Raw genomic sequence first — 26456 nt, forward strand, 5'->3', positions numbered from 1 at the left:
TAATATACATACTAATTATAAAAAACAAAGGATACCCCATAGAGAGTATCCTTTGTTTCTTTTTTGTTTATGATGGATTATTCCTTAACCAATCTCTGTGTTACTTTTTGTTCGCCCTGTGTAAGTTCTACCATGTAGATACCTGCAGCAAATGTGCTCAACGGAACGCTTATTGTTCCATTCTTCTGCTCGCCCAGATCCTGGTTGTAGATGCTCACACCACTGATGTCCATAACACGTACCGTAACCTTTTCTTTCTTACCTGATGTAAAGCTGATCTTAACATCGTCAGTTGTTGGGTTAGGTGTCATAGTTACTGCAAGTGGCTTAATTGCAGTTGGAACATTAGATTTTAATGCCAGTTCGAAACGGTCGCCCTGTGTGGCTTTGTCCTTGCCGATAGTGAATGCGTATTCTGTGCCCTGGTTCATATCCACATACCTCCCCAGCAACTTATCATGAAGTACCAATTTTCCACCGGCAGGAACAACAACGTTGTCTGTGCGGATGATGAAGTTTTGTTGGTATCCGCTTGTTAGACCCAGAGGTATTACCTTCTCTGCTGCAAACGGACGGCTGTCAACAGCAAGCTTCAGATTATCAGCAGACTTACTGTAGAAGTTGAAATCTGCAACACCCATTGGTTTTGCCGCATCCAACATCTTGTCGTTTTCGTCAGTAGCGTTTTCATTGAAGTTGATCTTCAACATATCCCACAAGTGATACTTTTCATCATACACATTCAAACTGGTGTATTGCACAGGTGCCTTATACAAGTAGTTTGATGTGTTTGGTGATTTATCTGCTTCGGTGAATTCGATATGAGCACCATCATGATCAGCCTGTACCTGGATACAAGTGTTAGCCTGTACATAGTAAGGAACTGCTGAACCACCAAGGTTAACTGATACGAACTGGCCACCAGCACCCATTGCAGGATCGAAGACAAAGAATGCACCACCCATAGCCTGGCCGGAATTTCTTGCATTCCAGATAATGGTACCCATATCGACTGGCGATGGGTATGGATTACCTACCATGTTGTAGCTCTGAAGTGTAGCTGATGTACCCTGGGCAAGACTAACTGACACATTGCCCTGGTTAACATTACCCATCATCTTGAAAGTAGTTGCAGAAGGTGTGTACCCACCGATATAACCCGAGTAACCTAACCCTTCACCCTTCGATCCTCTGAAGAATACGCGGATACCCTGACCCGGATGTACCTTATTGGTATCGGCCGCACCTGCATTAATCTTTGTGAATGGCTTCCAACCCGGATCGTAACCAAGCGATGAGTTACTTGTATATGGATCTAACCTGAATGCAGATGGAGCATTAGACGCAGTGTACCTGAAACCATTGGCAGTACCACCTGGGCCTGTGATATCAATATACGGTTGCAGTTGGCTCAGTGACATAGTATCGCTGAACGGGTGAGCGAAGAAGCGGAATCTGCGATAACCGCCCATTACATACTGGTCAGCTTTCACCTTACCGGATATTGCCGCACCTACCGATGGTATGGCTGCTATACGTGCTGTAGCATTAGTATCAGATGATGCCAGCTCAAGGCTGTCATTAGTAGTTAGTGTACCTGATGTAATAATCAGTGTATTTCCAATAACCAGGCGTGAGCCGGTATTTATGGTAGCACCCATACTATTGTTCAACTGAAGGTTATTGGCAGTACCAATGCCTGTAATTACCTGGGCAGACGAACCGTTCAAAACAACCTTGCCATTACCAAGAATTACATTGCTGTTATTCAATGAACCCTTTACATCTAGCTCGCCGCTGCCATCTATCACCAATACGCCACCACTACTTACTGTAAGATTTCTGGTAGTTGCGGTAAAGGCGCTTGGAATTACAGGATTGAATGCTGCTACCTGAATAGCTACATCATCCGAAACTGTAGGCACAAATCCACAACTCCAGTTCGTACTCCTGTTCCACTCAGATTCATGACCAGCGCCACCAGTACCACCCACCCATGCCATAGGCGTAGGATCAATAGTGATTGTTGTGCCCACAGCTGTGGTACACACTGCATTATGCGCATCAATGATCAGGTAGTTATGTGCAAATGTAATTACACCGGTACTCAGGTTATGAGTCGTTCCATTAAACGAGAAGCTGGTAACCACTGCACCATCCTTACTATAAGATACAGTGGCGCTATCTGTACCGGTAAAGTCTATACTACCTGCATATCCTACACATGGTACATTTACCGCTGCAACAGAAACGTGCGGTTCAGCATGTACGATCGTATGCACGGGGTAAGGGGTACTGGCACAAGCACCATTTGACAATGTTAATGTGCCATCAAATGACCCGGCACCACCAGTTGGATTGTATATAAGCGTGACCGAAGAACCGGATAAGGTAGCAGCTAAGATATTGCTAAAGCCACCGTCGCTAAGTGCTGTCGTGTTCCAGTTTACGGAATATGTTGTAGGACTTCCCACAATACTGCTTAATCCGATAGATGCAGAGGTTGTAGGCTGGCAGATATTCGGCATAGCCGCACTTACAGATGCAGAAGGTGTGGTTGCTACAACAGATGTACCCGTCATGTTAGACTGGCATCCGCCGGGCCCTGTAGCCACTACGGAGTATGTGCCCGCCGCTGTAACAGATGAATACGAGAGCGACGTTGTAGTACCGGCCAGCGTAGCTACAGTTGTAGCTCCCCTCTTTAACGCATAAGTATAATCACTCGTCTGCGAACCGTCAACACCTATGGTAATGCCTGCGGCAGAACAACCACTACCACCTGTAAGATTGAATACTGTAGGATAATCAGCCACAGTTACTGTACTACTTGTAACCGGCGCACTTACACAGCCCGCACCGGTGTAGGATACGGTAAGACTGTACACACCACTTGCAGTTGTGGATGAAGGCGTAAATGATACTGAAGATAATGCCGTAGTGGTTGAGAATGCAGCAGGACCACTCCAGTTATATGATGTGACAGGGCCTGTTCCTGACGCACCAACGCCTGTTAAGGTAATACTACTTCCAGAACCCAGACAGTAACCTGACGGCGCTGTAATCGACGCCACCGTTGGTACAGAATTTACCGATACAGAATATGTTACCGCGGGACTTATACATCCCGGCTCATTATACGTCACCGTAAGGCTGTACAAACCGCTTGCCGCAGTGGTAGTAGGTATAAAGCTGGCATTGGTAGCTGCTGTAGTTGCAGTGTAACCATTAGGGCCTGACCAATTATAAGTAGTTGCAATAGCACCCGCCGGACCTGATGGCACACCAGACTGAGATAGTGTTACCACAACCCCACTACCCGGGCAAAGCGTTGCAGGAGTGGCTACTATTGTACCACCGGTTGGCAATGGATCTATCCTGACTGATGTAACTGTAGTGCCTGAACGCCTTGTATTAGCACACGAATCTGTAAACTGATAGTATGTAGTACTGCTCAATACAGCCGTAGAATAGGAAGCCGCTACTGCAGAACCTATGTTAGTAAATGGCCCTGTAAGACTAGAACTACTTGCCCACTTGTAATAGACTGTTCCAAATGTAGGATCGATAGTCTGACCAGACACACTGATATTAGAGCTACCCGAAGTACAAAATGCAGGAGTAGCCGGAGAAGCCGTACCAGCCAATGGTGTAAGTGTGTTACAACCCGGAGGAGTGAACTCACTGATACCAAGGTCGGGATACAAAATATCTCTTGTATTACAATCAAGATCAGAAGTTATGGCCACAACAGCACCTGTATCATTTAGCAGAGCATTACCAACAACGCTTGTAAGGTGAAGGTCAGATACCGATGTAAACGTAGGATTTACATTTAGTGAATTCTGATCTTTGCCACTTGTGGCAAACCAGGCTGCAATCGAATTTGAAGAAGTTGCTGATGTCGAAAGTGAGCCTGAACCTATGAGATTTCCATTACTGAAAAAGTCATTATTAGACGAAGTAACATTGCTAAACGTGCTGGACGCGAAGCCTGCTGCATACCCTGTTACACCATTTGAAGCAGAGTAAACAAAAATGTTATTCTTCATCGTAATGACAGGATTCGTACCACTTACAGCAAGGGCGTAAGATGGAACTCCCGCACCAGTGTAACTACCGGTTATATACACTGAATTGTAGAACAGATTAACTGCACCTGCCAAACCACCACCAATAAATATACCAGAGCTAAAATCTGATGATGTACCCTTGGCAAATACGCGGGTGACCATATTATTGGCAATGGTAGATGTGCCTGTAGACGATGCCGCCAAAGCAATACCCACTGCCGACCATGTATTTGATTGGTTAATGTTGTCTACTATATTATTTGTAATAGTTGCATTAGACACTTCACTGCCCGTAGTATTCGTGAATAGGATACCACTATTACCGAAACCTGCAATGATACCACCCACATCTGCACTTGCACTGCTATTAATTCCTCCGATATTATTGCCACGAATATTTATACCATTTTCATTTCCTACAAGTATGCAGTTGCTACCAATACCATTGGCGGCAGTCATTACATTCTGATCTATGATCGTACCACTATTTTTAGATAAGGTAGTAGATCCCATAGAGTAAATACCTGTACCAACTGCTGTAATTCTATTGTTTATGATACTGTTATTATGATTAGCATTACCGGTACTGGTCAATGACGGTGTTGCGCCACCCGAACCAATACCTATAAGCGTTGAGGCAATTCCATTCCCGGTAATATTACAGTTTTGTACCTTACTGTTATTTGTACCTGTAGCCATCCACACCACTGCACCTGTTGATGAGTTAGTAATAGTAAGGTTTCGGGAAGCAGAAACCGCAGGGCAGATACTGTTGGTAACAGTAGTATTGGTACCATCTATTATAATATACTTACCGCCATTTATGAATACTGTTCCTGTTGAATTACTGCTGGAAATAGTAGTAGATACCCCGGCAGCAGGTTGAATAGTAAGCGTATTAGTTGCTGTAGCACTCGCGTTACCAGAAATGGTTAGACTGGTAGATCCCATGCTATACAATGCATCCGTAAGACTTAATACAACAGGACCTGTGATGCAAGTACTGGCCGAATAGTTAGCAACTGCAGCAGGGAGTGACGTAAATGTCTGACCTACACCTACCGCTACCGTACCTGATGCAATATATGTGCTGTAGGTAGTTGGCACAGGTGCTGTAGTAATAGCTGCTACGCTTGAAGCAAGTACGCCAACAGGGAGAGATCCGACTACTACAGGTGTTGAAAGATCCTGAGCTACTAAATAATAAGAAACTGTTTCACCGGGAAGTAGTCCCAACGTTGTGGCATTAATGATAAAATTCCACCTGCTTGTTCCACCTATTGCGGTAGAACCGCTCACATAGGTACCTGCACCGGAAAACCAGGTTGTTCCATTCTTCGAAAAATAGATCTTCGGACCATTGCCGGTTACAGAACCATCGTCCAACCCTACAGGGGCAGCTGCGTTAATTGTAATATCAGCTACTACCGTTTGATTTGTAGGACATGAATTTCCGCTCGGATTACTAACATATGCTATCGCTGGCGGTGGTGCTGAACCATTAAATTCACTGATACCTATATCTGGTGTTGATGCGTCACGCGTTATACAGTTTGCATCCGACGTATAGGTCAATGGCGTACCGGCATTGTTGATAGCAACATTGGCAACTGCATAAGAAAGGCCAAGATTTGGTATAGCCGCTGTTGGCGCGTTAAATACCGGAATCGCCAAAACAGAGTTGGCATCCTGCGTACTACCCGACCCGGTCTGCCAGGCACTTATTGATGCATACGTGCTTGTTGGCGCAGTAAGCGATCCCACCGCAACAAATACCGGTGCAGCACTACTGTCACGCAGTACGTTGTAGTTAGAGGTAAGACCACTGTAAGTATTATAGGCAAAGCCCATAGCTCTTGCAGAATTGGCAGTACCATTCCACATAGCATTGACAAGAATATTGTTCTTAATATCCACTGGAGAGGCAATACCTGAAACCGCCAACGCAAAGCTTGGGTTGGTGCCTACTCCTGGCGTACCGGTGAGTGCTACCGTATTATACCATACCTTGCTGCTCACACCTGATGTTATACCACTAAGGAATAAACCTGCTGTAATGTCGGAGCCACTTGAAAGGCTCAGCATTTTGTAAACAGAGTTGTTTACTATTGTATTAGCCGTGCCACTTGCACTACCGGCAACCGCTATACCCACGGCTGATTGTGCACCGGTTGATGCTGTTGAAGTAATGCTACCTACAATGTTCTTCTCTATAACGGCATCTGCCACTTCATTGCCGGTCACAGAGGTAGTACCCGCAACAATACTATTATTTGCAAAACCAACATTGATACCCACAACGTCTCTGCCTGATGTAGCACTGGAAACACCGGTAACAACATTCTTCTTTATGTTGATGCCACTTTCAAATCCTACCATTATACCATTATTGCTGGTATTGGTCACAACATTCTGATTGATAACTGTACCAGTATTTTTAGTACCGGCGCTTGCTCCCATCGAGTAAATACCATTCTGCACCGCAGATATAGCATTATTTACAATCGAGTTGTTATTGTTAGAATTTCCCAGGCTATTGAGCGCAATAGCTGCGCCGCCTGAACCGATACCAACCAACGTTTGTGTTGAGCTGCTACCGTTTATATTACAATCCTGAATATTATTATTAGAACCGGCTCCCATCCATATCACCGCACTTGAAGTTGACGTATTGGTATTCTGTATTGTCAGATTTCTGCTAGCTGTTACCAACGGACAAATGGTATTGGCTACCGGGTTATTTGATCCTTCAAGGGTTATATATTTTCCGTTGATACCAAATATAGCAAATGATGCACTACCGCTTATTGTCGGCGATATCCCTGATGCAGGCCTGATAGTAAGTGTATTAGTTGCACTGGCCGCAGCATTACTACTGATAGTTATCGGGAACGTCTCACTCGGATAAGTCGCGTCAGTAAGCTGGAATACTACCGGACCTGTCAGAGATGTGGCGCAGTTGTATAACGCCGCAGCCTGAGACAACGTTTTGATCGGTTGTCCTACTCCTATATTGTAAGTGCCACTTAGCGAATTAAGCGTTTTCACCGTAGTAGACACGGCCGGCCCACCACAACCACTATTGTAGGTAATGGTAACCGGCGTAGCCATGCCTGATTCTGAAATACCCGATACAACACCGGATAGCGACACCGTAGCATATCCAGCCGGTGCCACAGACCACATACTTGCAGTACCAACGTTACCTCCGCCCAGGGTGTAAGAGCCCGATGTACAGATAGTTGTATCAATCGGGGTCATTGCAGCAGGACTGGTTGGCAAAACGGCAACCGAAACTGTAGATGTAATAGCACAAACAGGCGTCGACAACGGATCACTCTTGATGGTTACAGTGTAGATTCCGCTGGCGGTCAATGGTATTGCAGTATATGTTGCAGTTGCGTTATAAGCTGCACTGGTACCATTAATACCGGTACTCGAATAACCACCAGGACCTGACCACGAGTAGTAATTATATCCAGCCGTAACCGGTGATGCAGATAACGACACATTGCTACCTGCGCATAACGCAGTAGGATTAGCAGTAACGGTTCCTGCCGATGGTGTCTTACAGATGGAAATGTTATCTACCATCAGTAATGATGCATTGGCATTTGGTATGGCGTCGATCTGTACATAATATATTCCGGTTGTGGTAATAGTAACCCCGGTTGTTGCCCGGTTCCAGCCGGTTACCGCAAGTGTACCACCGCTTGTGTAAGTACCGGAGCTCGTTCCTGTAGGAGTTGCGGTTGTTGCCGCAGGAACACTATTGCTGTTGGTTACAAAGGCCGCCAGACTCCATCTTTGAGGGCCGCCGGAGCTGTTCCAGTCTTGTCTGTAATCAAAACCGAGTGTATAAGTACCTGGTGTAAGATAGACGCCCGGAGATACCAGCCAGTTGTTATCATTGGTATTGAGCGTACTGGTATGCTTTCCTACAAATACATAATCCCATGAACCATAGGCCGCAGGCATAGTTGCAGGCGAGGTTACCGGACCTACTATAGAAGCACCGTTACCGTACTTAGGTACATATGTACCTGTATTGGCTGTTGCAGCCCAACCAAATGGAATTGCATTTTGTGTTGATATTGTTTCAAAACTTTCAAAATAAGGTTCTGAAAATGGCACGTTCATAATAGTAAGTGGGGAGCTTGCACCGCATGCAGGCGTATTAGCTACCACATTAGCAAAGTATGCCCCGCCAGCTATGCCGGTGAACAGATAGCTGGTAGCCGATGCATCAGGCGAGGTCCAGCTATATGCCGGGGTACCTGTTCCTATGCTGTTGGTGTAAAGATTAACGGTGTAGTTAGTTGCACCCGCAATACCACCTACCCAACTTACTATTCCTTGTGCAGGTAAAGTGGAGCTGGTAGTAGGTGCAGCAGGAGGAGTAACGCAAGTTGTAAATGTACTTACACCTGGCAAGGTTGTCTTATACACCGGCTGCGTACCAATACAAGAAATACCATTGTAAGAGTACATAAACACATTATAGGCAGTAGCGGCAGCAAGCCCTGCAGTAGGATTTGTAGTTAATGTAACAGAACTGCCTGCAGCTACTTTCGCTATAACAACACCTCCACCCAGAGCTGCGCCGATAGCATAGTTAGTACCCGATACCGGAGACGATGACAAAGTAGTTGACGTAGATGCAACTACAAGGTAAGAGTCTACAACCGGTGATGGCGGTGTAAATGAAATAACTGTAGTTATACCTACTGCAGGTGCACATGACAATGCTGTTGGCGAACCGGCAGGCACTGCACATGGCACGAATTGTTCCACCTTAATATCGTCTATAAATAACCTGTTCATGTCAGCACCACTGTTACAATGAAACCCGTAATATACCAGTCCGGTAGACGCGGCTACAAAACTTACCGACTGACTCGCAAGCGTTGTATTAGTGATCGCTGTGTTGGCATACAAACTGGTAGTCATGCCTGCTACTGTATTTGCAGAGCCATATTTCACTTCCAGTTTTTCAACATAAGTTGTCCCTCCATTGTTTCCGTAGTTAAAAGTTAGTTTGTAGGTATTACCTGCCGTGCAGTATATAGCCGGAGTAAATGCCCAGTCGTCAGCGGTATTTGTTAAATGATATCTGTAAGACAGCATATTGGGTGCACTACTACCTGTAGCTGTTCCTGCGAAGTTGGTCCAGATCGATGGGTCGCCATCGCCGTTTACATCCGCTGTAGTCCATCCGCACGGCAAAGCTGGTGAAGTGACTGCATCAAAATTCTCAAGATAAGGGAATGTAGTCACCGGGGTAAAGCTCAGCGCCTGACCACTAGCCTGTATCGCCGAAGATGAAGCACAGGTTATTTCACATTTATAGTAGGTAGTACCTATTGTACTGTTATTTAAAGCATAAGTACTCGACGTAGCACCCCCAACATTACCATAGCTGATGCCATCCACAGAGGATTTCCACTGGTAGGAAAGACCTGAATAACCCGTAGTTACACCACCACCAAGTGACAGTGTAGTGTTGTATGGTGCGCAGCCGGAACTCACCGTTGCAAGAACGGTACCGGGTGTTGGCGTACCCACACACGGTGTTACGCCCGACCCCGTCAATGTAATTACTGACGGCGTACTTAATCCACCTCCCGAAATAGTGATAGTACCATCGTACGATAATACAGCTGAAGGATTGAACTGAACAATAAGTGGAGACGAAAATGCTCCGCTGGTATAATTTATTGTCAATGGATTGGAAAAGGCTCCCCCTGTCGACATTAAATACCCACCAGGACCATTTACTGTAACGGTACCTGAAGCCGGGGTTAAAGAAACACCTGTAAGTGAGGTTGACAACGTAACACTGCTGCCGGTATTCACAGCCCCAAAAGCCAATGAAGATGGTGCACCGATCACTGAAGGCAGTAACGAAATTTGAATATTGTCAAGACCAACATCCGTAGCGCCACCGTCACCGGTCACAGTCCACCTCAAAATGGCAGTTGTACCTGTTGTAGGAATGGCAGTTGTTGTTACAGTACGTGTCGTAAATGTAGCTGCAATAATAGGTGGAACATCAAGATCGGTAAACGTTGTTCCGTCTAGTGAAATCTGCAGTTTTAATTGCTCAGCCCCGCCTGTATTAACATAGTCGTATTTTATTTGTTTCAGGCCCACCGGGAACGTAATACCCATACTTAATGTTGCCGTACTGGTGCTGGCATCCCAGGTATGAAAACGCGCAGAGTGTGCACCTGCTGAAAATACCGGGCTATATGCACCGCTTGTGCTCGACCATCCCGCAGAAGCACCATCGTCATCTCTGCGCCATGATGCATTGCCTGTAGCGGGATTGTTTGTCCATACATAGTTAGGAATATCATTGGTTGCACCGCATGAAATCCAGGTGGTTTCAAAGCTCTCATTAAATGGAATTGTTGCGATCGCATGTCCTGCCGCGCTGCAAGCTACTCCCGTTGATGTTGCTGTACCAAAGGTTGGACAAGTTACGGTAGCTCTATAATAAATGCCTGAAGTAACGGTTGCGGAATAAGTGGAATTGGTAGCACCTGCAATAGTAGTACCATAAGTTATGCCATCTGTTCCGGAATACCATTGGTACGTAAGCCCCGCAGCAACTGTTGCTCCGGGCAAAGATAATGTAGTTGGATAACTGGCTGCGCAACTGGCTGTTGTAGTAGCCGCCGTAGCGCCCGCGGTAGGAATTGCAGAGCATGGCGTACTGCCAATACCCGATACCGCTATGCTATAAGTAGACGCAATACCACCACCGGTGATTGTTACATTACCAGTGTAAGTTGTAGCTGCAGTTGGTGCAAACTGCACGGAAAAAGTAGACGGAGTAATAGTTGCCCCTGATCCCGAATAGCTGATAGTAGTAGAAGTAACTGCCGACGACCCGGTCCATATATAGAAACCAGTAGGGGCAGTAACTGTTAGCGTACCACTTGCAGGGGTAAGTGTAACACCAGATAAAACTGTACTAAGTGTTGTTGTTGATCCGGTAGCAGTTGTCGGGAATGTCAAAGACGACGGAGTTGACACTATTGAAGGCAGCTGTGTAATTTGGATATTGTCCAAACCTACATCTGATGCACCTGCATCACCCGTCACTGTCCACCTGAGAATAGCTGTGGTGCCTACAGATGGTACTGCAAACGTGGTAACGGTTCTTGTAGTGAAAGACGCAGCAATAATTGCAGGAACATCAATATCAGTGAATGTCGCACCATTGTCTAACGAAAGTTGCAACTTTAATTGATCTGCACCGCCAGTATTCACATAATCGTATTTTATCTGCTTATTGCCAGCAGGAAAGTTTACGTATAAGCTAATTGATCCCGTAGCGGTACCGGCATCCCATGTATGGAATCTTGCAGAGTGTGCACCCGCTGAAAATACAGGGCTATATGCGCCGCTTGTGCTCGACCAGCCTGCAGAAGCACCGTCATCTTCTCGGCGCCATGATGCATTACCTGTTGTAGGTGTGCCTGACCAATAAAAATTAGGCAGGTTACGAGTAGTTCCGCAAACCCAGGTAGATTCAAAAATTTCAGTAAATGGTAATGTAGCGGCAATGGCGGCTCCGGGCGTATTACACAACACCCCGCTCGATGTGGCTGTGCCATACGTTGGACAGGTAATATCAGCTCTGTAATAGACAGCAGATGATACTGAGGGTACCGAATAAGTGGCATCGGTAGCACCGGCTATAGTTGTACCATAGGTTACACCGTCAGTCCCGGAATACCATTGGTAGGTAAGACCCGCCGCGGCGGTAGCACCCGACAAGGACAATGTTGTAGCGTAATTGGGTGCGCAACCGATAGTAGCTGTTGCACTTGCTGCTCCGGCCACTGGCAATGCTGAACAAGACAAAACACCTGTACCCGAAAAAGTAATGGTTATCGGGGTAGCTAGTCCGCCACCTGATATTGTTACACTGCCGGGATATGAAGTACCTGAAACAGGGGCAAAGTGAACAGGAATAGAATAGGAAGAAAATGATGTTCCGGAGTAATTATAGTTATAGGTAGAACTCCACCCGGAACCATTGTTAATTTCATAACCTGAAGAAGCTGTAATCGTCAAGCTGCCGCTATTGGTAAGATTTGCACCGCTGATTGTAATTGTCTGTGACCCCGACACTGCACCTGTTAGAATATTGCCGAACGCAAGTGAAGTAGGTGTTGGCACAACTGTAGCTGGTGCGTTAACAATACTAAAATCATCCACATAAAGTTTGTTTTGATCTGTAGCACTAAAAGCATGAAAGCCCAGATAATAAGTACCGGACGCTACCGGTGTAATAGAGATCGTTGACGCAGAAACCATAGCAGAGCTGGTCAGGATAGCTGTATTGCTGAAAATAGCAGCCGATGTCATGCCGGCAATTGATTGAGTAGTACCATATTTAACCTCAAGTTTTTCGAAGTAGGTGGTAGAAGAGTTACTACCATACTTGAAATCAATATTGTAGGTTACACCCGCTGTCAAATTCAGGCCTTTCGTAAACAACCAGTCATCAGCTGGTCCTACCGTATTGTAAGTGTAGAAAACAGCATTCGGTAAAGTTCCACCTGTTGCCAGCGCAGCACCTACCGACCATGTGGTATTGCCATTATTATCTACTATCAGCCAGCCGCACGGCAAAGAACTGCTTGCATCAAAATTTTCGGCATAGGGTGGCAAAATAGTACCGGGTGCCAGGCAAAATACCCCACCCGATGTTGTTGTGCCATAGGTCGGGCAAGTAACGGTTGCCCTATAGTAGATACCTGAACTTACCGTTCCAATATAGGTCGAATTGGTAGCACCGGCAATTGTAGTGCCATAGGTAACACCATCTGTTCCAGAGTACCATTGATAAGTAAGATCTGAACCCAATGAAGCAGTAGGTAAAGATAAAGTAGTAGAATAAGCAGTACAACCACTGGTAGCAGTAGCACTTGCAGTGCCTGCAGTCGGCACACCTGTACAAGGATTAGCGCCGTTTCCGGTTAGTGGTATATTGTACCCACCGGCAAGCCCACCGCCCGTAATGGTAATACTTGCGTTATATGTTGCAACTGCTGTAGGTGCAAATTGCACAACAAGTGTTGGTGTAGTAATAACGCCACCGGAGCCGGAATAGGCTACAGTTGTTGTAGTCACAGCCGACGAACCCGTCCAGATATAATAACCTGTTGGTGCGGTTATGGTCAAATTGCCCGATGCCGGGTTTAGACCCGATGCCGATAAAACTGTAGATAATGTAGTAGTGGCACCTGTATTAACATTACCAAAAGCCAGTGACGAAGGAGATGCGATAACGGTCGGCAACAAAGAAACATAAATGCTATCAAGGCCAATATCTGTAGCTCCGTTGTCAGATGTTGCCTGCCACCTCAAAATAGCTGTAGTACCTGCAGAGGGCACGGCCGTTGTGGTGACAGTTCTACCCACCCAACCTGACGCATTAAGGCCAACTGGGCCATCCAGTGATGTAAAGGTAGCGCCATTGTCAAGTGAGATCAGTAAATTCAGCACATCTGTACCTGTTGTATTAATGGTATTATATCTGATAGATTTTGTTCCCGCAGGGAAATTGACATATAGATCAAGCGATCCTTGATTACCGCTAGCCGCCGACCATGAGTGGAATCTTGCCGCATGCGAGCCGCCGCCGGAAACAGCCGATGGCGAAAAGCCACCACTGGTATTAGACCAGCCACTATTGGCAGTAGTTTCATCTTCTCTCCTCCATGATCTGTTGCCCGACACCGGTGTTGTTACCCAGGCAAAATTTGGAATGTCATTAGTAGACCCGCAAGATAGCCATGTCGATTCAAAGCTTTCAAGGAAAGGTAAAGAAGCTGGCTGAGGTCCATACGTGAGTAATGTACCCGGCGTACTTGCCGTTAACGACAACGCAGTACAGGTAAGCATACACCTGTAGTATACATTAGCACCTATAGTCGCTGCATAGCTTGCATTCGTGCTGGTGCCCGTTGCATTGGTCCATGGCGCGCTGTTATTGGGCGATGTCTGCCATTGGTATGCAATACCCAGATCCGTTGATGCCCCAACCAGAGATAATGCAGATCCGTAACTGCTGCAACCGCTACTTACTGTTGCAGATACGGTGCCTGGTGTAGGCATTGCCGAGCAGGTAGGCAATCCGGTACCCGATAGCGACACAGAACTTGAGGTAGCCATGCCCCCCCCCCGCAATCGTTAATGTACCTGTAAAAACACTAACTGATGGCGCAGTGAATCTAACAGGAATATTGTAGTCAACTATGCTGGTACCCGAATAGGTGTAGTTATACGTTGATACCCACGAAGATCCATTATATACCTGGAAGTTTGCAGGCGCTGTTATTGTGATAGATCCGCCGGAAGATAAGTTGGATACAGAGATGGCAATATTCTGCAGGGCCGATGGAGTACCAACAGGCAATGATCCGAAATCATAGTTAGTTGGCGAAGCTGTAATTAATTGAGTTGGTATTATGCTGATATCATCCACATACAAGTTGTATTGGTTCGCTGCACTGAATGCATGGAAGCCAAAATAATACACTCCGGAAGTAGGAGCAGTCATCGTAACACCGTTTGACGAATACAGTACCGAGTTGGTTGTGATATTGGCATTGCTGAAAATTGCAGAAGACGTCATACCCGCTACAGATTGCGCTGCACCATATTTCACTTCCAGTTTTTCTATATAAGTAGAGCTATTATTACCAAACTTGAAGTTTAATGCGTACGATTTACCTGCTGTTAAACTATATCCTTTAGTAAACACCCAGTCATCACCCGTTAAAGTTGATGTATATCCATATTGTATAACATTGGGAGATGAACCATTGGCAGGCGTTGCACCAGTAACTGCCCAGGTGCTTCCTCCGTTTACATTTACAATAGACCATCCACACGGAGTTGGAGTTCCGGCATCGAAATTTTCCAGGGCAGGAGGAGTTAGTGTTGATGCACCGGACATATTTACAAAAACCGCACCAGAGGCAACTGTTGCAACAGATGGACATGTTACGTTTGCACGGTAATATACATTCGAAGATGAGTTTACACTTGCTGCATATGTAGCATTTACTGCGCCCGGAATATCAGTAAAGCCTGCACCTGATGTGCTTGACTGCCACTGGTAAGTATAGTTGGTTGCCGGAATCAGCATTGGTAACGACAATGTGGTAGTATAACTTGTAGCACAGCTGTTGTATGCAGATGCGATTGCATCACCCGGAATCGGGCTGCCGGAGCATGTAGTTGCCCTTACAACTTTGTAATTATCAAATAAACCCGACCTTCCGGTAACATTTGATGAATTATAGTAGAAGCCGAATGTATTTGTCGCTGAGCTGGTATAAGTTGAATTGGTAGCAGTTGACACACCGGTATAAATACCTGTCCCCGCATCAACGAAACCTGATGAACCATCATCCCTTAGCCAGATCATCCAAACATTTCCCGTTGGATTGTAAGTTACTTTGACACTGGCATAATTTGTTGGAGATGACATAGCATTTGAACTGGTCGCTATCGTTGTCAGCGTTCCGTTTAAGCCTGTAGTATAGGCCACCAGAGACACTGAACCATTTACATTCATCTTAACAGCATAACCGTTACCATTATTATAAACAGTAGCGTTGGTACCGGCAAGTACGGTCGCCAGGCCATAGGTCCCTCCGCCAATACCGGCAGCCGCGTCACTTATTCGCATGTTGAAGGTCCAGGTTACGGCAGTCGTATTACTGGACAGCGTAACTGCTGATGGCGAGGAATATGCAGATAATGGTCCCGTTATGTAAATGCTGGAATTTGCACTTGAGCTGGTAAACTGTAGCATGGTGCTAGACAAGATCGATGCGTTGGCGGTAGTTGCCCCACCCCTTGCTGTAACGGTATATGTTGCCGGAGCACCCGTTGTCAACACACTCCTGTTAAAGTCATCAAGAAAAACTTGGCTCTGGGCATTTGCAGCGATCCCGGAGAATACCAGGAGGAAGGTCATCAATATCCTATTCATAACACTATTTTTTAACTTAAAAAATATTAATTATAAACTCAGGATATGTATATAAAATAAATAAAAATGACGGTTTGATAACTAACTAATAGTTAAAAACAGATTTTTTTACTATTTTTTGTAGAATTATATCGTAGAGCTTATTCTATAACAAATTTATGTGCTAAAATAATCCAACGATTTAAAATAGTAACAAAATATATAATACTAAAAATATTGAATATTTATGCTAAATTAAAGATTAAATATAAATTTACAATTGTCAATTCCTAAACCGTTGCAACTCAATCAACTAAAACATTCACAAAAATCACCTTACAAATTTCATAATAACTACTAGTTAATACATAATACATTACGAAATATAACATTAACTATAGTACAACAAAAAAATGACAGTGGAAATATGAACCAACAACTATTCTGATCAGTAAACCACCCCATATACTCATAATTAACGCAATGATAATACGGAGATTGACATCACCCGATGCTGCAAGACAAAAAAAAATAAAATGGCATGTGTAACTAAAAATTAAAACATGGATTGAGAATATTCGCTCAATAGGCCATATGACGATAGTATGCTATGGCTATTATATTAGCACCTCTTATCCTTCCCAGATAGTCTCCTGTCTTTTCATAGATAACATCAGCCTGCCCACGCTGAGCGAAGTCTCACGACTTCGTTCCACAGGTAGGGAATCTCCCGATTCCCGAAAACAGACAAGCTTAAAATATGCCCAGTACTGCAAACTCCCAAACCAAAAGATATCCACATTTTGTTAATGTCCTTTTCCATCCTAAAATGCTATAGTAAATTGCATCCGCTCTCTAACATTCACTTTATCCTTGTCATCCGGCATCAAGCCGTTCCCGTCACTTGAAAACTATTTGCTCAACTTAGCAACAACTGGCGGAAAAGTGCAGAAAAACTGCGGAAAACTGCGGAAACTGGCGGTTTTTAAAAACAGATGAAACACCCTACAACAAAGAAACAGGTAGGAAACGCACCAAAAAAAACTGCCGGAAACGCAAAAAACCACCATTGGCGGAAAACCCCTCAAAAATACCAGACAACCCTTAAAAAATCTAATACAATACAGTACAATAATTCATAGCCCATCATTCAATCACTGCCATCACAGTTCAGACAACACCCGTCGGGCACAATCGGGCATCCCCAAAACCACAACCACATGAAAAACAACACATTACACCAACCCCATGCCCGATTCAAATTTAATTTCCATCGGGCATTACGTCAAATTTCAAGACAACCGCGGCCGAGCAACAAGCGCTGGCTGAGCTTGCGAAGAGCGGTCTGGCCAACCACAACAACACGCAGCCTGGCTCCTTTTGCGTGCGGAGCAGTTCGCAAAAGTGCCCGCTTTCCCTGCCTGCCGGCAGGCAGGTTTGTTTCTTTCGGAGTTTATCCCGCTTATTGCGGGACGGCAGCACAAAGAAAAGTAAGTAAGCGGTTGGACAAAGCAGCTGAGCACAACCAAACACCCATCGGGCACAATCGGGCATAACCCCAAACCACAACCATATGAAAAACAACACATTGCACCAACTCTATGCCCGATTAAATTTTAATTTCCATCAGGCATTGAAACATAGCCTTCGAATGTCATGCTGAGCCGCGCCGAAGCACGACGACCATCAGGTCGGTTCTCTTTGAGAAAAATCGCATGTAGCATCAAGAGAATCCATTAATCCTTTAAATCCTGGTTCAGACACCAACCAACCAACATTTTTCCATAAATTACATACACAAAACAAACACTATGAATGCACGCAGGCTGATAATGGTAGCTTATTTGTGTTTCACCTCCCTATCAGCACATGCACAAAAGAACCCACCACCCTGCCCAGGCACAGTCTGGACCAACCGGGTGCAGCGAACGGTTTACCTCGACACCACCATTAAACACACTATGGCAGATACCACCCTCGCCGAAGTACTTACAAAACTGGTGCTCAATAAAAATCTCACACCTTACTCCACAATAGATAACCGCTTTACAACAAAACTAAGCAGCGAACAAATACTCGAAAAAATATCCTCCCACGCCGACAACGCCAATCAACAGGAAGACCCCGTTACGGGCAGTACCAATACACGCGTGGTGATGCACGAATTCAACTACAATACCATACGTGCCTACCGCCTGGTAGAAGAATGGCAATACAATGTGGACGAGGGAAAGATCGACATACAGATACTCGGAATAGCCCCTGTCGTAGATGTCTATGGCGATGAAGGTAATTACAGAGGTTCCGTGGGGATGTACTGGTTGAAATATGAAGATGCAAAGGACGCTATAGCACAATTTAATACCCAACACCCCAAAGACAATTTAAACAAACTTATCTGGAGGAGTTACTGTAATGGTGATGCAGTACCATTTAATAATGGCAATATACAAACAGGTGTGACATCACGGACTGTAGTTATGCCGGATACAACTGATTATTATTACCATCGAAAATTAGTGTTATACAACGATCGGCTGTTATCTCAGTCACTTATAGATGGTGCCAGATCAGGTGGAATACGCATATACGATACCAATACACGATCTTATCTGATCCCTTTAAATAAGCTAGTTGTAGATACAACAACCTACGTTAAGCCTGATAGTATAGATCTAGATACGGAAACTGGCATAAGATCTTGGAAGGTAATTATCCGTGAATTTAAATATGAATGGGTTACTAACTATCAACTACAACAGGAAGTTGTATTCAATACTTCTACCGGTGCTATCTCGCTGCTACTTAAAGGCATCACTCCAAAAAGGGATTATTATGATGACGCTGAAAATTTTATTGGCCGGAAAAGTATGTTTTCTTTCAAATACGCCGACATAAAAAACATCATTAACCGTTATACCATGCAACACCCTCTCTGCAACCTGCCGTTAGAATTATGGCGGGGATATTTTACAGAAAGAGAATAGAAATATGTACATTGGTCAAAGCAAAAAAACAGGAACTATGAAACAACAAATTATCATGGCTGCAACCGCTTGCTTATTGTGTAGTGCGGCATGGGCACAGAAAAAGCCTGCACCGGCTCCCCTACCCGCCGGCAATGTCCTCAAACGCACCATTACCCGGCAGGTATTTGTGGCCGACACTACCAACTACTCTACCCGCAGGCTACGCCCTGAGGGCAGCGATACCTCTCTGGCCGAGTTTCTGTTTCAGCGCATAAGACGGGGGCAACTCACCGCCTATGAGAAGAACAATAACTGGTTTATACCAATGACCATCACACAGCTGTTAGATCTATTTAAACATGCAGATACCATTGAAGTAACCGACCCAGTAACGGGAGTAAAGGTTAATAGAGTATCCATTTATGACTTCAGTTTCGATGATATCCGTTACTTCAGCGTACTGGAAGAATGGAAATATGACAAACAAAAAGGCACTACCGACATACAAGTAACCGCTATAGCACCCATGCACGAGGCATTTACTGGGTCGCATAGCCAGCTGCCTATGTTCTGGGTAAAATATGCCGATGTAAAAACGTACCTGGCCATGTATGCTGCAGAACACCCAAATAACAACCTGCCCCTCATGGTCTGGAGCCAATACTTCACCCAACCACTCACTAAAAAATAATTCCTATGAAACAGATACAACTGATAATCTTGGCATTACTCTGTAGCATAGCTGCAACAGCACAGATAGCTGCCCCATCCTACACTAACCGTGTATCGCGCCTTATATACGTGGGCGACAGCACTACCGCTGGCAAGAAACAACAGATCTGCCTGGCCGAAGTACTGAACAAACTTGTGCTTGATGGTAAGCTACAAGCCTACGGCACCTACGATAGCCGGTTTACCGAAAACCGTACGGTCAAACAACTGAAAGAGCGTTTTTACCCCGTCGACAGTATAGAAGTAGAAGACCCGGTAACCGGTCAACGCTTTTTCAAAGTAGTCACTTCACAGGTCGACTTCAGTTATGTACTGTTCATAAGGGTGGTAGAAGAATGGGCCTACGATGCCGAGACCGGCACTACCCACATAAAAATTGTTGGTATAGCACCGGTTAGAGATGAGTATGGAGAGGACGGCAGCTTCCGTGGCAGGAGTTCTATGTACTGGCTAAAGTACGGCGATATTCAGCCGGTACTGGAGCAATTTGAAAAGGACAACCCCGAACAATCGTTGACAAAGGCAATATGGGCAAATTATTTTGAGTAATACTTTCAAAATGACTGTATTACCAAGTCACCTGGACATTACTAATTACACACTCTCCTCCTTTTGAAGGAGGAGTACCCAAAGATTCGGCTTTTTCTGCCGAAGCTTTGGGGGAGGTGGTTACTGCATTTGGTGTATTTTTAAAGTCGAAACGGCATTAGACAGGATCGCAACCTAATGTCACAGAAGTTCGTACGAATATCCAATGAAAAATCCCTAACTTTCTCCCACTAAATCAACCCCATGGCCGAAGTAAATGCCGTCATTCACCGCGACCACTATCGCACACATATCAATACCGCCACCAATAGCCTTACTGCCGATGAACCATTGTCCGTCGGCGGCACGGATGAAGGAATGAGCCCTGAAGAATTACTGGCTGCATCACTCTCAGCATGTACCTCCATTACCCTCCGTATGTATGCCGATAGGAAAGGTTATGATGTAGACGAAATACATGTAAACGTGGTAATGATAAGGGATAAAGAACTGAACAGAACCAACATCAACCGGAAAATTGAGATAACCGGAAACCTCACAGACGAAGAACGGGCCAAGATGATGGCGATAGCCAACAATTGCCCGGTACATAAAATACTTACTAACCAGATCATAATAAATACAGAAAGCTGATGAAAGACATCACCAAAAAATACACCAATGGCGAGGTAACCATTATATGGAAACCCGCCGCTTGCATCCACTCAACTATTTGCTGGAAAGAAGCCACCGGCTTGCCGCAGGTGTTTGATCCACGTGTAAAACCCTGGATAAAACCTGAAGGCGACACCACTGAAAACATGATAGCGCAGGTAAATAAATGCCCCAGCGGAGCACTCAGCTATATAATGAATACCGACGAACCACGCATGGCCGAGGTAGAGGCAGAAAGCATAGTAGAAGTAATGCCCGATGGACCGCTATTGGTATTTGGCAACATTACCATTAAAGACAAAGACGGCAGCGAAGTGAAGAAAAACAATGTCACCGCATTTTGTCGCTGTGGCCAGTCGGGCAACAAACCCTATTGCGATGGCACACATAAAAAGGTGGGATTTGTTGGTTAATTTTCATGCGCTCGCATAAACAGTCTGTAGCACACCATAAACTGTAGTAACAATGGTGATCCTTTGTACTGTGCTGTACCCTTGTCTATACCCTTATCGGTATAAATAGAGTACTCCACCTTAGCGTAGTCCGTATAGATATCTTTAAACCCCGCGGTGAGCGATGATGATAACGTTATCCTCTCGATAAGTGGCGACCACTCAAATCGGGGCGACAGTGTTATCCCGATTGTTGCATCAGGCATCCAAAACGACGACATGATTTTGTCACTTGATACCGGCAGAGTCTGCACATATCCCTGCGTGCTGCCACTACCCGATTCCCCATAGCCACCACCAATAAACAGTCCGTTAGCTATGCCCACTTTCAGCAACAAGCCCATACTTACCTTTTCATGGGCAATATTCCGGAAATGACAATATCCTACACTGAAATTGTGCAACTGAAACTGCTCATAATTATATTCATGACTACCTGCTCCCCTACCCGCTCTAAACTGTATACCAGTCTTATTCTCGGATAGCTGATAACTGAAGATGACCCTACTATGCTCATTCAAGGTCAGGAATATTTCCGGACTGATACATATGCCCGGCTGGCCAAATGAATACCTGATGTTTTCAGTCTGCTTGGTAGACTCAGCAGATCGAAGTAGCCGTGCATAACTCAGTCCCAGCCCAATGTCTGCTCCCCAGTTCTGAGCATGTACGCTACCAACGGCTAATGAACAGAGCAGCAGCAACAGTATTCTTCGCATTAAATAGTTTTAGACTACAACGTCTATACCTGCCGAATATTGTTGTTAGTATGAACACAGTCACTATGTCCAAACAATAGTGCTGAAACAAAAAATCCCACCAGACATTGTCTGATGGGATCTTGTAGCATGTACGGGAACACAACCCTACAAATTCAGACAACAAAAAACCATTTTATACAGTAAAATCAATACTTTCATTCCTTTAGTGTTTATACATTTTCCGTTCTTTTCATACTTTTTGTTACTCTGTTGTTACTTGTAAAAGCAATTTCCTTTACCTTTGCATTGTTATTATATCAATTATATAAAACAAGTGCTATGAGTGTAAAGCTGAGAAAAAGAAAAAATGCGGATGAGACCACTACTTGGATTCTCTGATCAAAGCATTAAGCATTAAAGATTGGACTATACTCCAATTTTGAGGACTAAAAACTGTCGCTTTTAATTTGGACATAGCGTAAGTTAAAACTAAATCATCGGGATAGCGATTGGTATAAATTAGCGATAAGTCGAAGTAAGCAATAACGTCAGTACGTTGGTATCTCCATTTGTTGCGAAATCGGAAATCACGTAGTATACTAAACCACTCACTTTCCATAATTTCTGGCAAATCAAGCAATCGTTCTTTACTCTGATTAAGTTCAAGCTCAAAATCTTTCAGAGTCTTATGAATAATTGAACGACCTATTTCTAAGTCACCTTGACTTCTAAAATATAAATGGTAATCATCAATAACTCTTATTCCGGTTAGATATTTAACTTGCTTTTCAATTTCTGAGTCTATTGAGCTTAATATTACTTCTGAGATTATTCTGCTACTATCTGGACCAATTGGAATTCCAATTGTTTGACCGTCTTGCATTTTCCGACAATCTTCATCAAGCGCATTACCATAATTAGAACTTCTGCTTCGGCTACTTTTCGCAACTGCTTTTGTATGTAATGCCCAGGGAATACTATGAGTATAAATTGAGTTATAACATTTGGCAATATCGATTTCCAATAAGTATCTGTATCCAGTGGACCATATAATGCGCTCCCTGTTTGCTTCTTCAAAGCTTGGTTTGACAAGTGCTCGATTTGATTTTATACCTGTTTTGATTCTTGATAGGGAAATTTTTGATTGCTTACAATGATTTGCAATTTCTGTCCAATTCTCAACAATCGAATTTGACAAACGGATATAATGCAGGGGGTTAGGGATACTTAAATTTCTGCGATACGCTTTAATCTTAGGGGTTGAATAAGAAATACACTTGCTAAAAACTTTTTTCTTTTTGCCAGTAATAGGGTCCAGATTGTCAAGATTTTTTATGACTTCCGTGGATACAATTTCTAGGTCTTCTGACGTGAAAGGAGGAAGCAGTTCTTCGGGAAAATATCCTTTCGTAATTAGTGAATTAATTTTCATGGCCTATTCTTTAGTAATATGCACCCTAATGTGGGTCAGTACTCATATATCTAACGCCCTCTGGGTTGGTATTTAAATTAGCGGATGTTTGGTTCCTCCCCCTTCTTTTACCTATTGAAATTGCTGGGCATGGCTTGAAACGATACACAAAAGAAGCAAGGGAAGTATCGCAGTAAGATATTTGAAAGAGAACCTCACACACTAATTTTTTATCAATCTGAAATTGACTTTTTGCCCTTCTGCGCTAATCAGTTCTAAAATGTACAAGCCAGAAGCTAGCTTGCTTAGGGATACAGCATTATCGCCTTTATCAAATACTCCGTTTAGCATTACTACTCCAGAAACATTCAATACCCGATAGCGAGTCTGACTGTTCAAACCGTTTATTATCACCTCATCAGCAGCAGGATTAGGATATATTATCACATTCGCCAGACTAACTGAAGGCACGCCAACTCCTGTAGCCACAACATCGGCACATATCGTATCTAAACCGCAAGGAGTATAAACTATCACACAAACATGAAAGGTATCAGTAGTAGTGTACGTATGCGACGGTGTCATGCCAGTATCTGAATGTCCATCTCCGAAATCCCACGTAATGCTATCTATTCCAGCAGTTGCACCTGTATAGGCAAATGTTATAGAAGGTGAGCCGCTGCTGGTGAATGAGGCTGTAGGTGCGGAAACGCATGGAAGAGTAATTGTATTACAAACAGAATCTACCCCACACTGGCTGTAGGTTAATGCACAGGCTGTGTACACACCTGCTGTAATGTATGTATGAGCCGAGGTAAGTCCTGAACCATGTCCGCCGTCTCCGTAGTGCCAAACTACACTATCTAAAGCTGCGGTTGTGCCGGTATAAGTAAAATTAACAGGGCCGAAACCAGTATAGGTAAATGCCGGAGCAATTGCAGCTGTGCAAGTGATATTGACTGTGTGACAAACAGTGTGGTTACCGCATGAATTATATGCCGTTGCGCAGACATTGAATGCTCCAGTTGCAAGATAAGTATGCGAAGGTGTAAGACCTACAGCATGGCCGCCATCACCAAAATTCCAAGTCACACTATCTATGCCTGCTGTGGTGCCGGTAAAGGCAAAGTTTCTGATAGCTGATGTACCGGATGAAGTAAAGGCAGTAACAGGGGCAGCAACACATGGAACAACGATAGTCGCAAACCGTATATCATTGCCACATGCAGAGTAAATGCTCACACTAACTACATAAGTACCGGGAACGGTGTAGTTATGGGTAGTACTGTATGTTGTAGCCGTACCTCCATCGCCAAAATACCATCGAACACTGTCTATACCGGCAACTGTACCCCCATAGGTAAACGTAACAAATGGATTGCCGCTATGAGTAAAGGTAACCAATGGCATTGACGTACAGCCGCAGCTAACCCCATATTTGGCAATAAAAAAGTCTGAATTGCCTCCAACGCTGGTTGCATGGGTTAAAGACCCACCCCATACATCGGTTGCAAAATACCCACCGATAAACAGGTTGCCGACCCGATCTGAAGAAATTGTCCATCCTCCATCATAAAATCCAGTGCCATGTATCTGTTGCATCGAGTGTATATAGCCGCCTGTATCGAGTATTGTGAAGAAAGGATTTTGACCTTCGCCTGTATATGATGTCATGGTATCGTGACCGCTCACTATTATACCGCCCATTACACTGGCAATTGCTATTTTATTGCCAGGAACAAGTGTAATTCCATTAAACCAGTTAACACCTGTATTTGCAGCATAGCCAGTTATCCAGGATGGATTTCCAAAGGTATCTGTTTTGACGACAAAAGAAGTTGCACCTAATGATAGCAATGGATTGCGCACTGTGTCGCCTCTATATGCAAGAACTCCTGTACCGGTGCCGATCAGGTATAAATGCCCACCATTGTCACCTGTAATTCCAACAAACCCACCTGAACCTAGGGAGGTTATGTCCACCATTGAATCCATCCAAATTCTGTTTCGGTTTAAGTCGAATCCAGCAACAAAATTACTGCTGGCGAAAGGAATATAACCGCTAGAAAGCCCGCTGGCATATAGTTTCCCAGAATTTTTATCAATAGTTGCCCCCAGAATTTTCCATGTAGTATCTAGTTGCATCTGTATAGCACTAAGCAATGTCCCTGATGCATCATACATCAGATCGTAGTTGCTTGAAACACTCATAACAGTTGGCGTAATTTGTGAACCAGCCAGAAATAATTTCAGGTAATGTATATTCTGCTGTCCGTCCAAGGCTAATGCTCCGGCTGTCGGGTTGGTGGCATGTAAGTTAGCTGGTGTGTTAGGACCGATCCAACGTATCCAATTAAGATGCCCTGAAGTATCAAATTGAATTATCCCAGCAACTTGGTTACTTGTTGAGCTTGGTATAGAGGTATCGTAGCCTATATGTAATACTCCGTGAGGAAATCCACCGGCTATGTATATATGCCCAAGGCTATCTGCTGTCAGCCCTAATACAGTAGGGCTGGTGTATGTACCGATTAACTTTGCCCAACGCATCACTCCCAGGCAGTTATAGCTTGTCAGTAATACACTTGTATATGCACCATATGCAGTACTCATATAAAAGGTATCGGCACTAATTCCGTTATTGCTTACAATATTTACCGAATATACATTCCCGTTGGGGTCTGTTGTCGTAAAATAAGAACCATCATTAGTATACCCTGTTGAAGTTGCGATACTTGATCCTCCAGATTTTATCCACTGGTATTGCTGCCCATACAAAACCGTGCTGCCCGCATATGTCGCAATAAATACCAGAACTATTGTAAAAAAATGCTTCATAGATAAACTTTCATTAAAGTTATAAAAAATATGTAGAACCGTTCACCGAAAAGAAAACGGCTCTACACGCTTA

The 26456-nt window shown here is 44.3% G+C and carries 10 protein-coding genes; 5 read left to right on the forward strand and 5 right to left on the reverse strand.

The annotated features are described in order from the left end of the window. Positions 1-77: 77 nt before the first annotated feature. The gene (locus CJD36_RS05065) at positions 78-14267 is read right to left on the reverse strand and encodes a T9SS-dependent choice-of-anchor J family protein (protein WP_133162504.1); all 14190 of its coding nucleotides are present in this window, start codon (positions 14265-14267) and stop codon (positions 78-80) included. Then, positions 14173-16098 (reverse strand): hypothetical protein, encoded by a 1926-nt coding sequence (locus CJD36_RS05070; RefSeq protein WP_133162505.1) that lies wholly within the window; start codon positions 16096-16098, stop codon positions 14173-14175. The genes CJD36_RS05065 and CJD36_RS05070 overlap by 95 nt, the downstream gene beginning before the upstream one ends. A 1790-nt stretch (positions 16099-17888) precedes the next feature. Here CJD36_RS05070 and CJD36_RS05075 point away from each other — a divergent pair. The 5 genes from CJD36_RS05075 (at position 17889) to CJD36_RS05095 (ending at position 21394) form a co-directional block, all read left to right on the forward strand. Next, a complete protein-coding gene (locus CJD36_RS05075) occupies positions 17889-19064 on the forward strand; it encodes a hypothetical protein (protein ID WP_105038001.1) in 1176 nt (391 codons plus the stop codon). 37 nt (positions 19065-19101) lie between these two features. After that, complete coding sequence (locus tag CJD36_RS05080) at positions 19102-19737, forward strand: hypothetical protein (RefSeq protein WP_133162506.1); 636 nt, start codon at positions 19102-19104, stop codon at positions 19735-19737. Between the two features lie 5 nt (positions 19738-19742). Continuing rightward, positions 19743-20327: a hypothetical protein gene (locus CJD36_RS05085; RefSeq protein WP_105038003.1), complete on the forward strand. Its 585-nt coding sequence runs from the start codon at positions 19743-19745 to the stop codon at positions 20325-20327. A 243-nt stretch (positions 20328-20570) separates the two neighbouring features. Beyond that, a complete protein-coding gene (locus tag CJD36_RS05090) occupies positions 20571-20960 on the forward strand; it encodes an OsmC family protein (protein WP_105038004.1) in 390 nt (129 codons plus the stop codon). Next, a complete protein-coding gene (locus CJD36_RS05095; RefSeq protein WP_105038005.1) occupies positions 20960-21394 on the forward strand; it encodes a (4Fe-4S)-binding protein in 435 nt (144 codons plus the stop codon). Before CJD36_RS05090 ends, CJD36_RS05095 begins: the two co-directional genes overlap by 1 nt. Here the strand turns inward: CJD36_RS05095 and CJD36_RS05100 are convergent. The 3 genes from CJD36_RS05100 to CJD36_RS05110 form a co-directional block, all read right to left on the reverse strand. Further along, complete coding sequence (locus CJD36_RS05100; RefSeq protein WP_105038006.1) at positions 21391-22152, reverse strand: hypothetical protein; 762 nt, start codon at positions 22150-22152, stop codon at positions 21391-21393. The two genes, CJD36_RS05095 and CJD36_RS05100, sit on opposite strands and share 4 nt — an antisense overlap. 364 nt (positions 22153-22516) lie before the next feature. Further along, entirely contained in the window at positions 22517-23566 is a 1050-nt protein-coding gene (locus CJD36_RS05105; protein ID WP_105038007.1) for an RNA-directed DNA polymerase, read from the reverse strand. Between the two features lie 201 nt (positions 23567-23767). Next, entirely contained in the window at positions 23768-26383 is a 2616-nt protein-coding gene (locus tag CJD36_RS05110; protein ID WP_105038008.1) for a T9SS type A sorting domain-containing protein, read from the reverse strand. Positions 26384-26456: the final 73 nt, after the last annotated feature.

Origin of the sequence: Flavipsychrobacter stenotrophus (assembly GCF_002954265.1) — a bacterium.
In the GTDB taxonomy this organism is placed as follows: Bacteria; Bacteroidota; Bacteroidia; order Chitinophagales; family Chitinophagaceae; genus Flavipsychrobacter; species Flavipsychrobacter stenotrophus.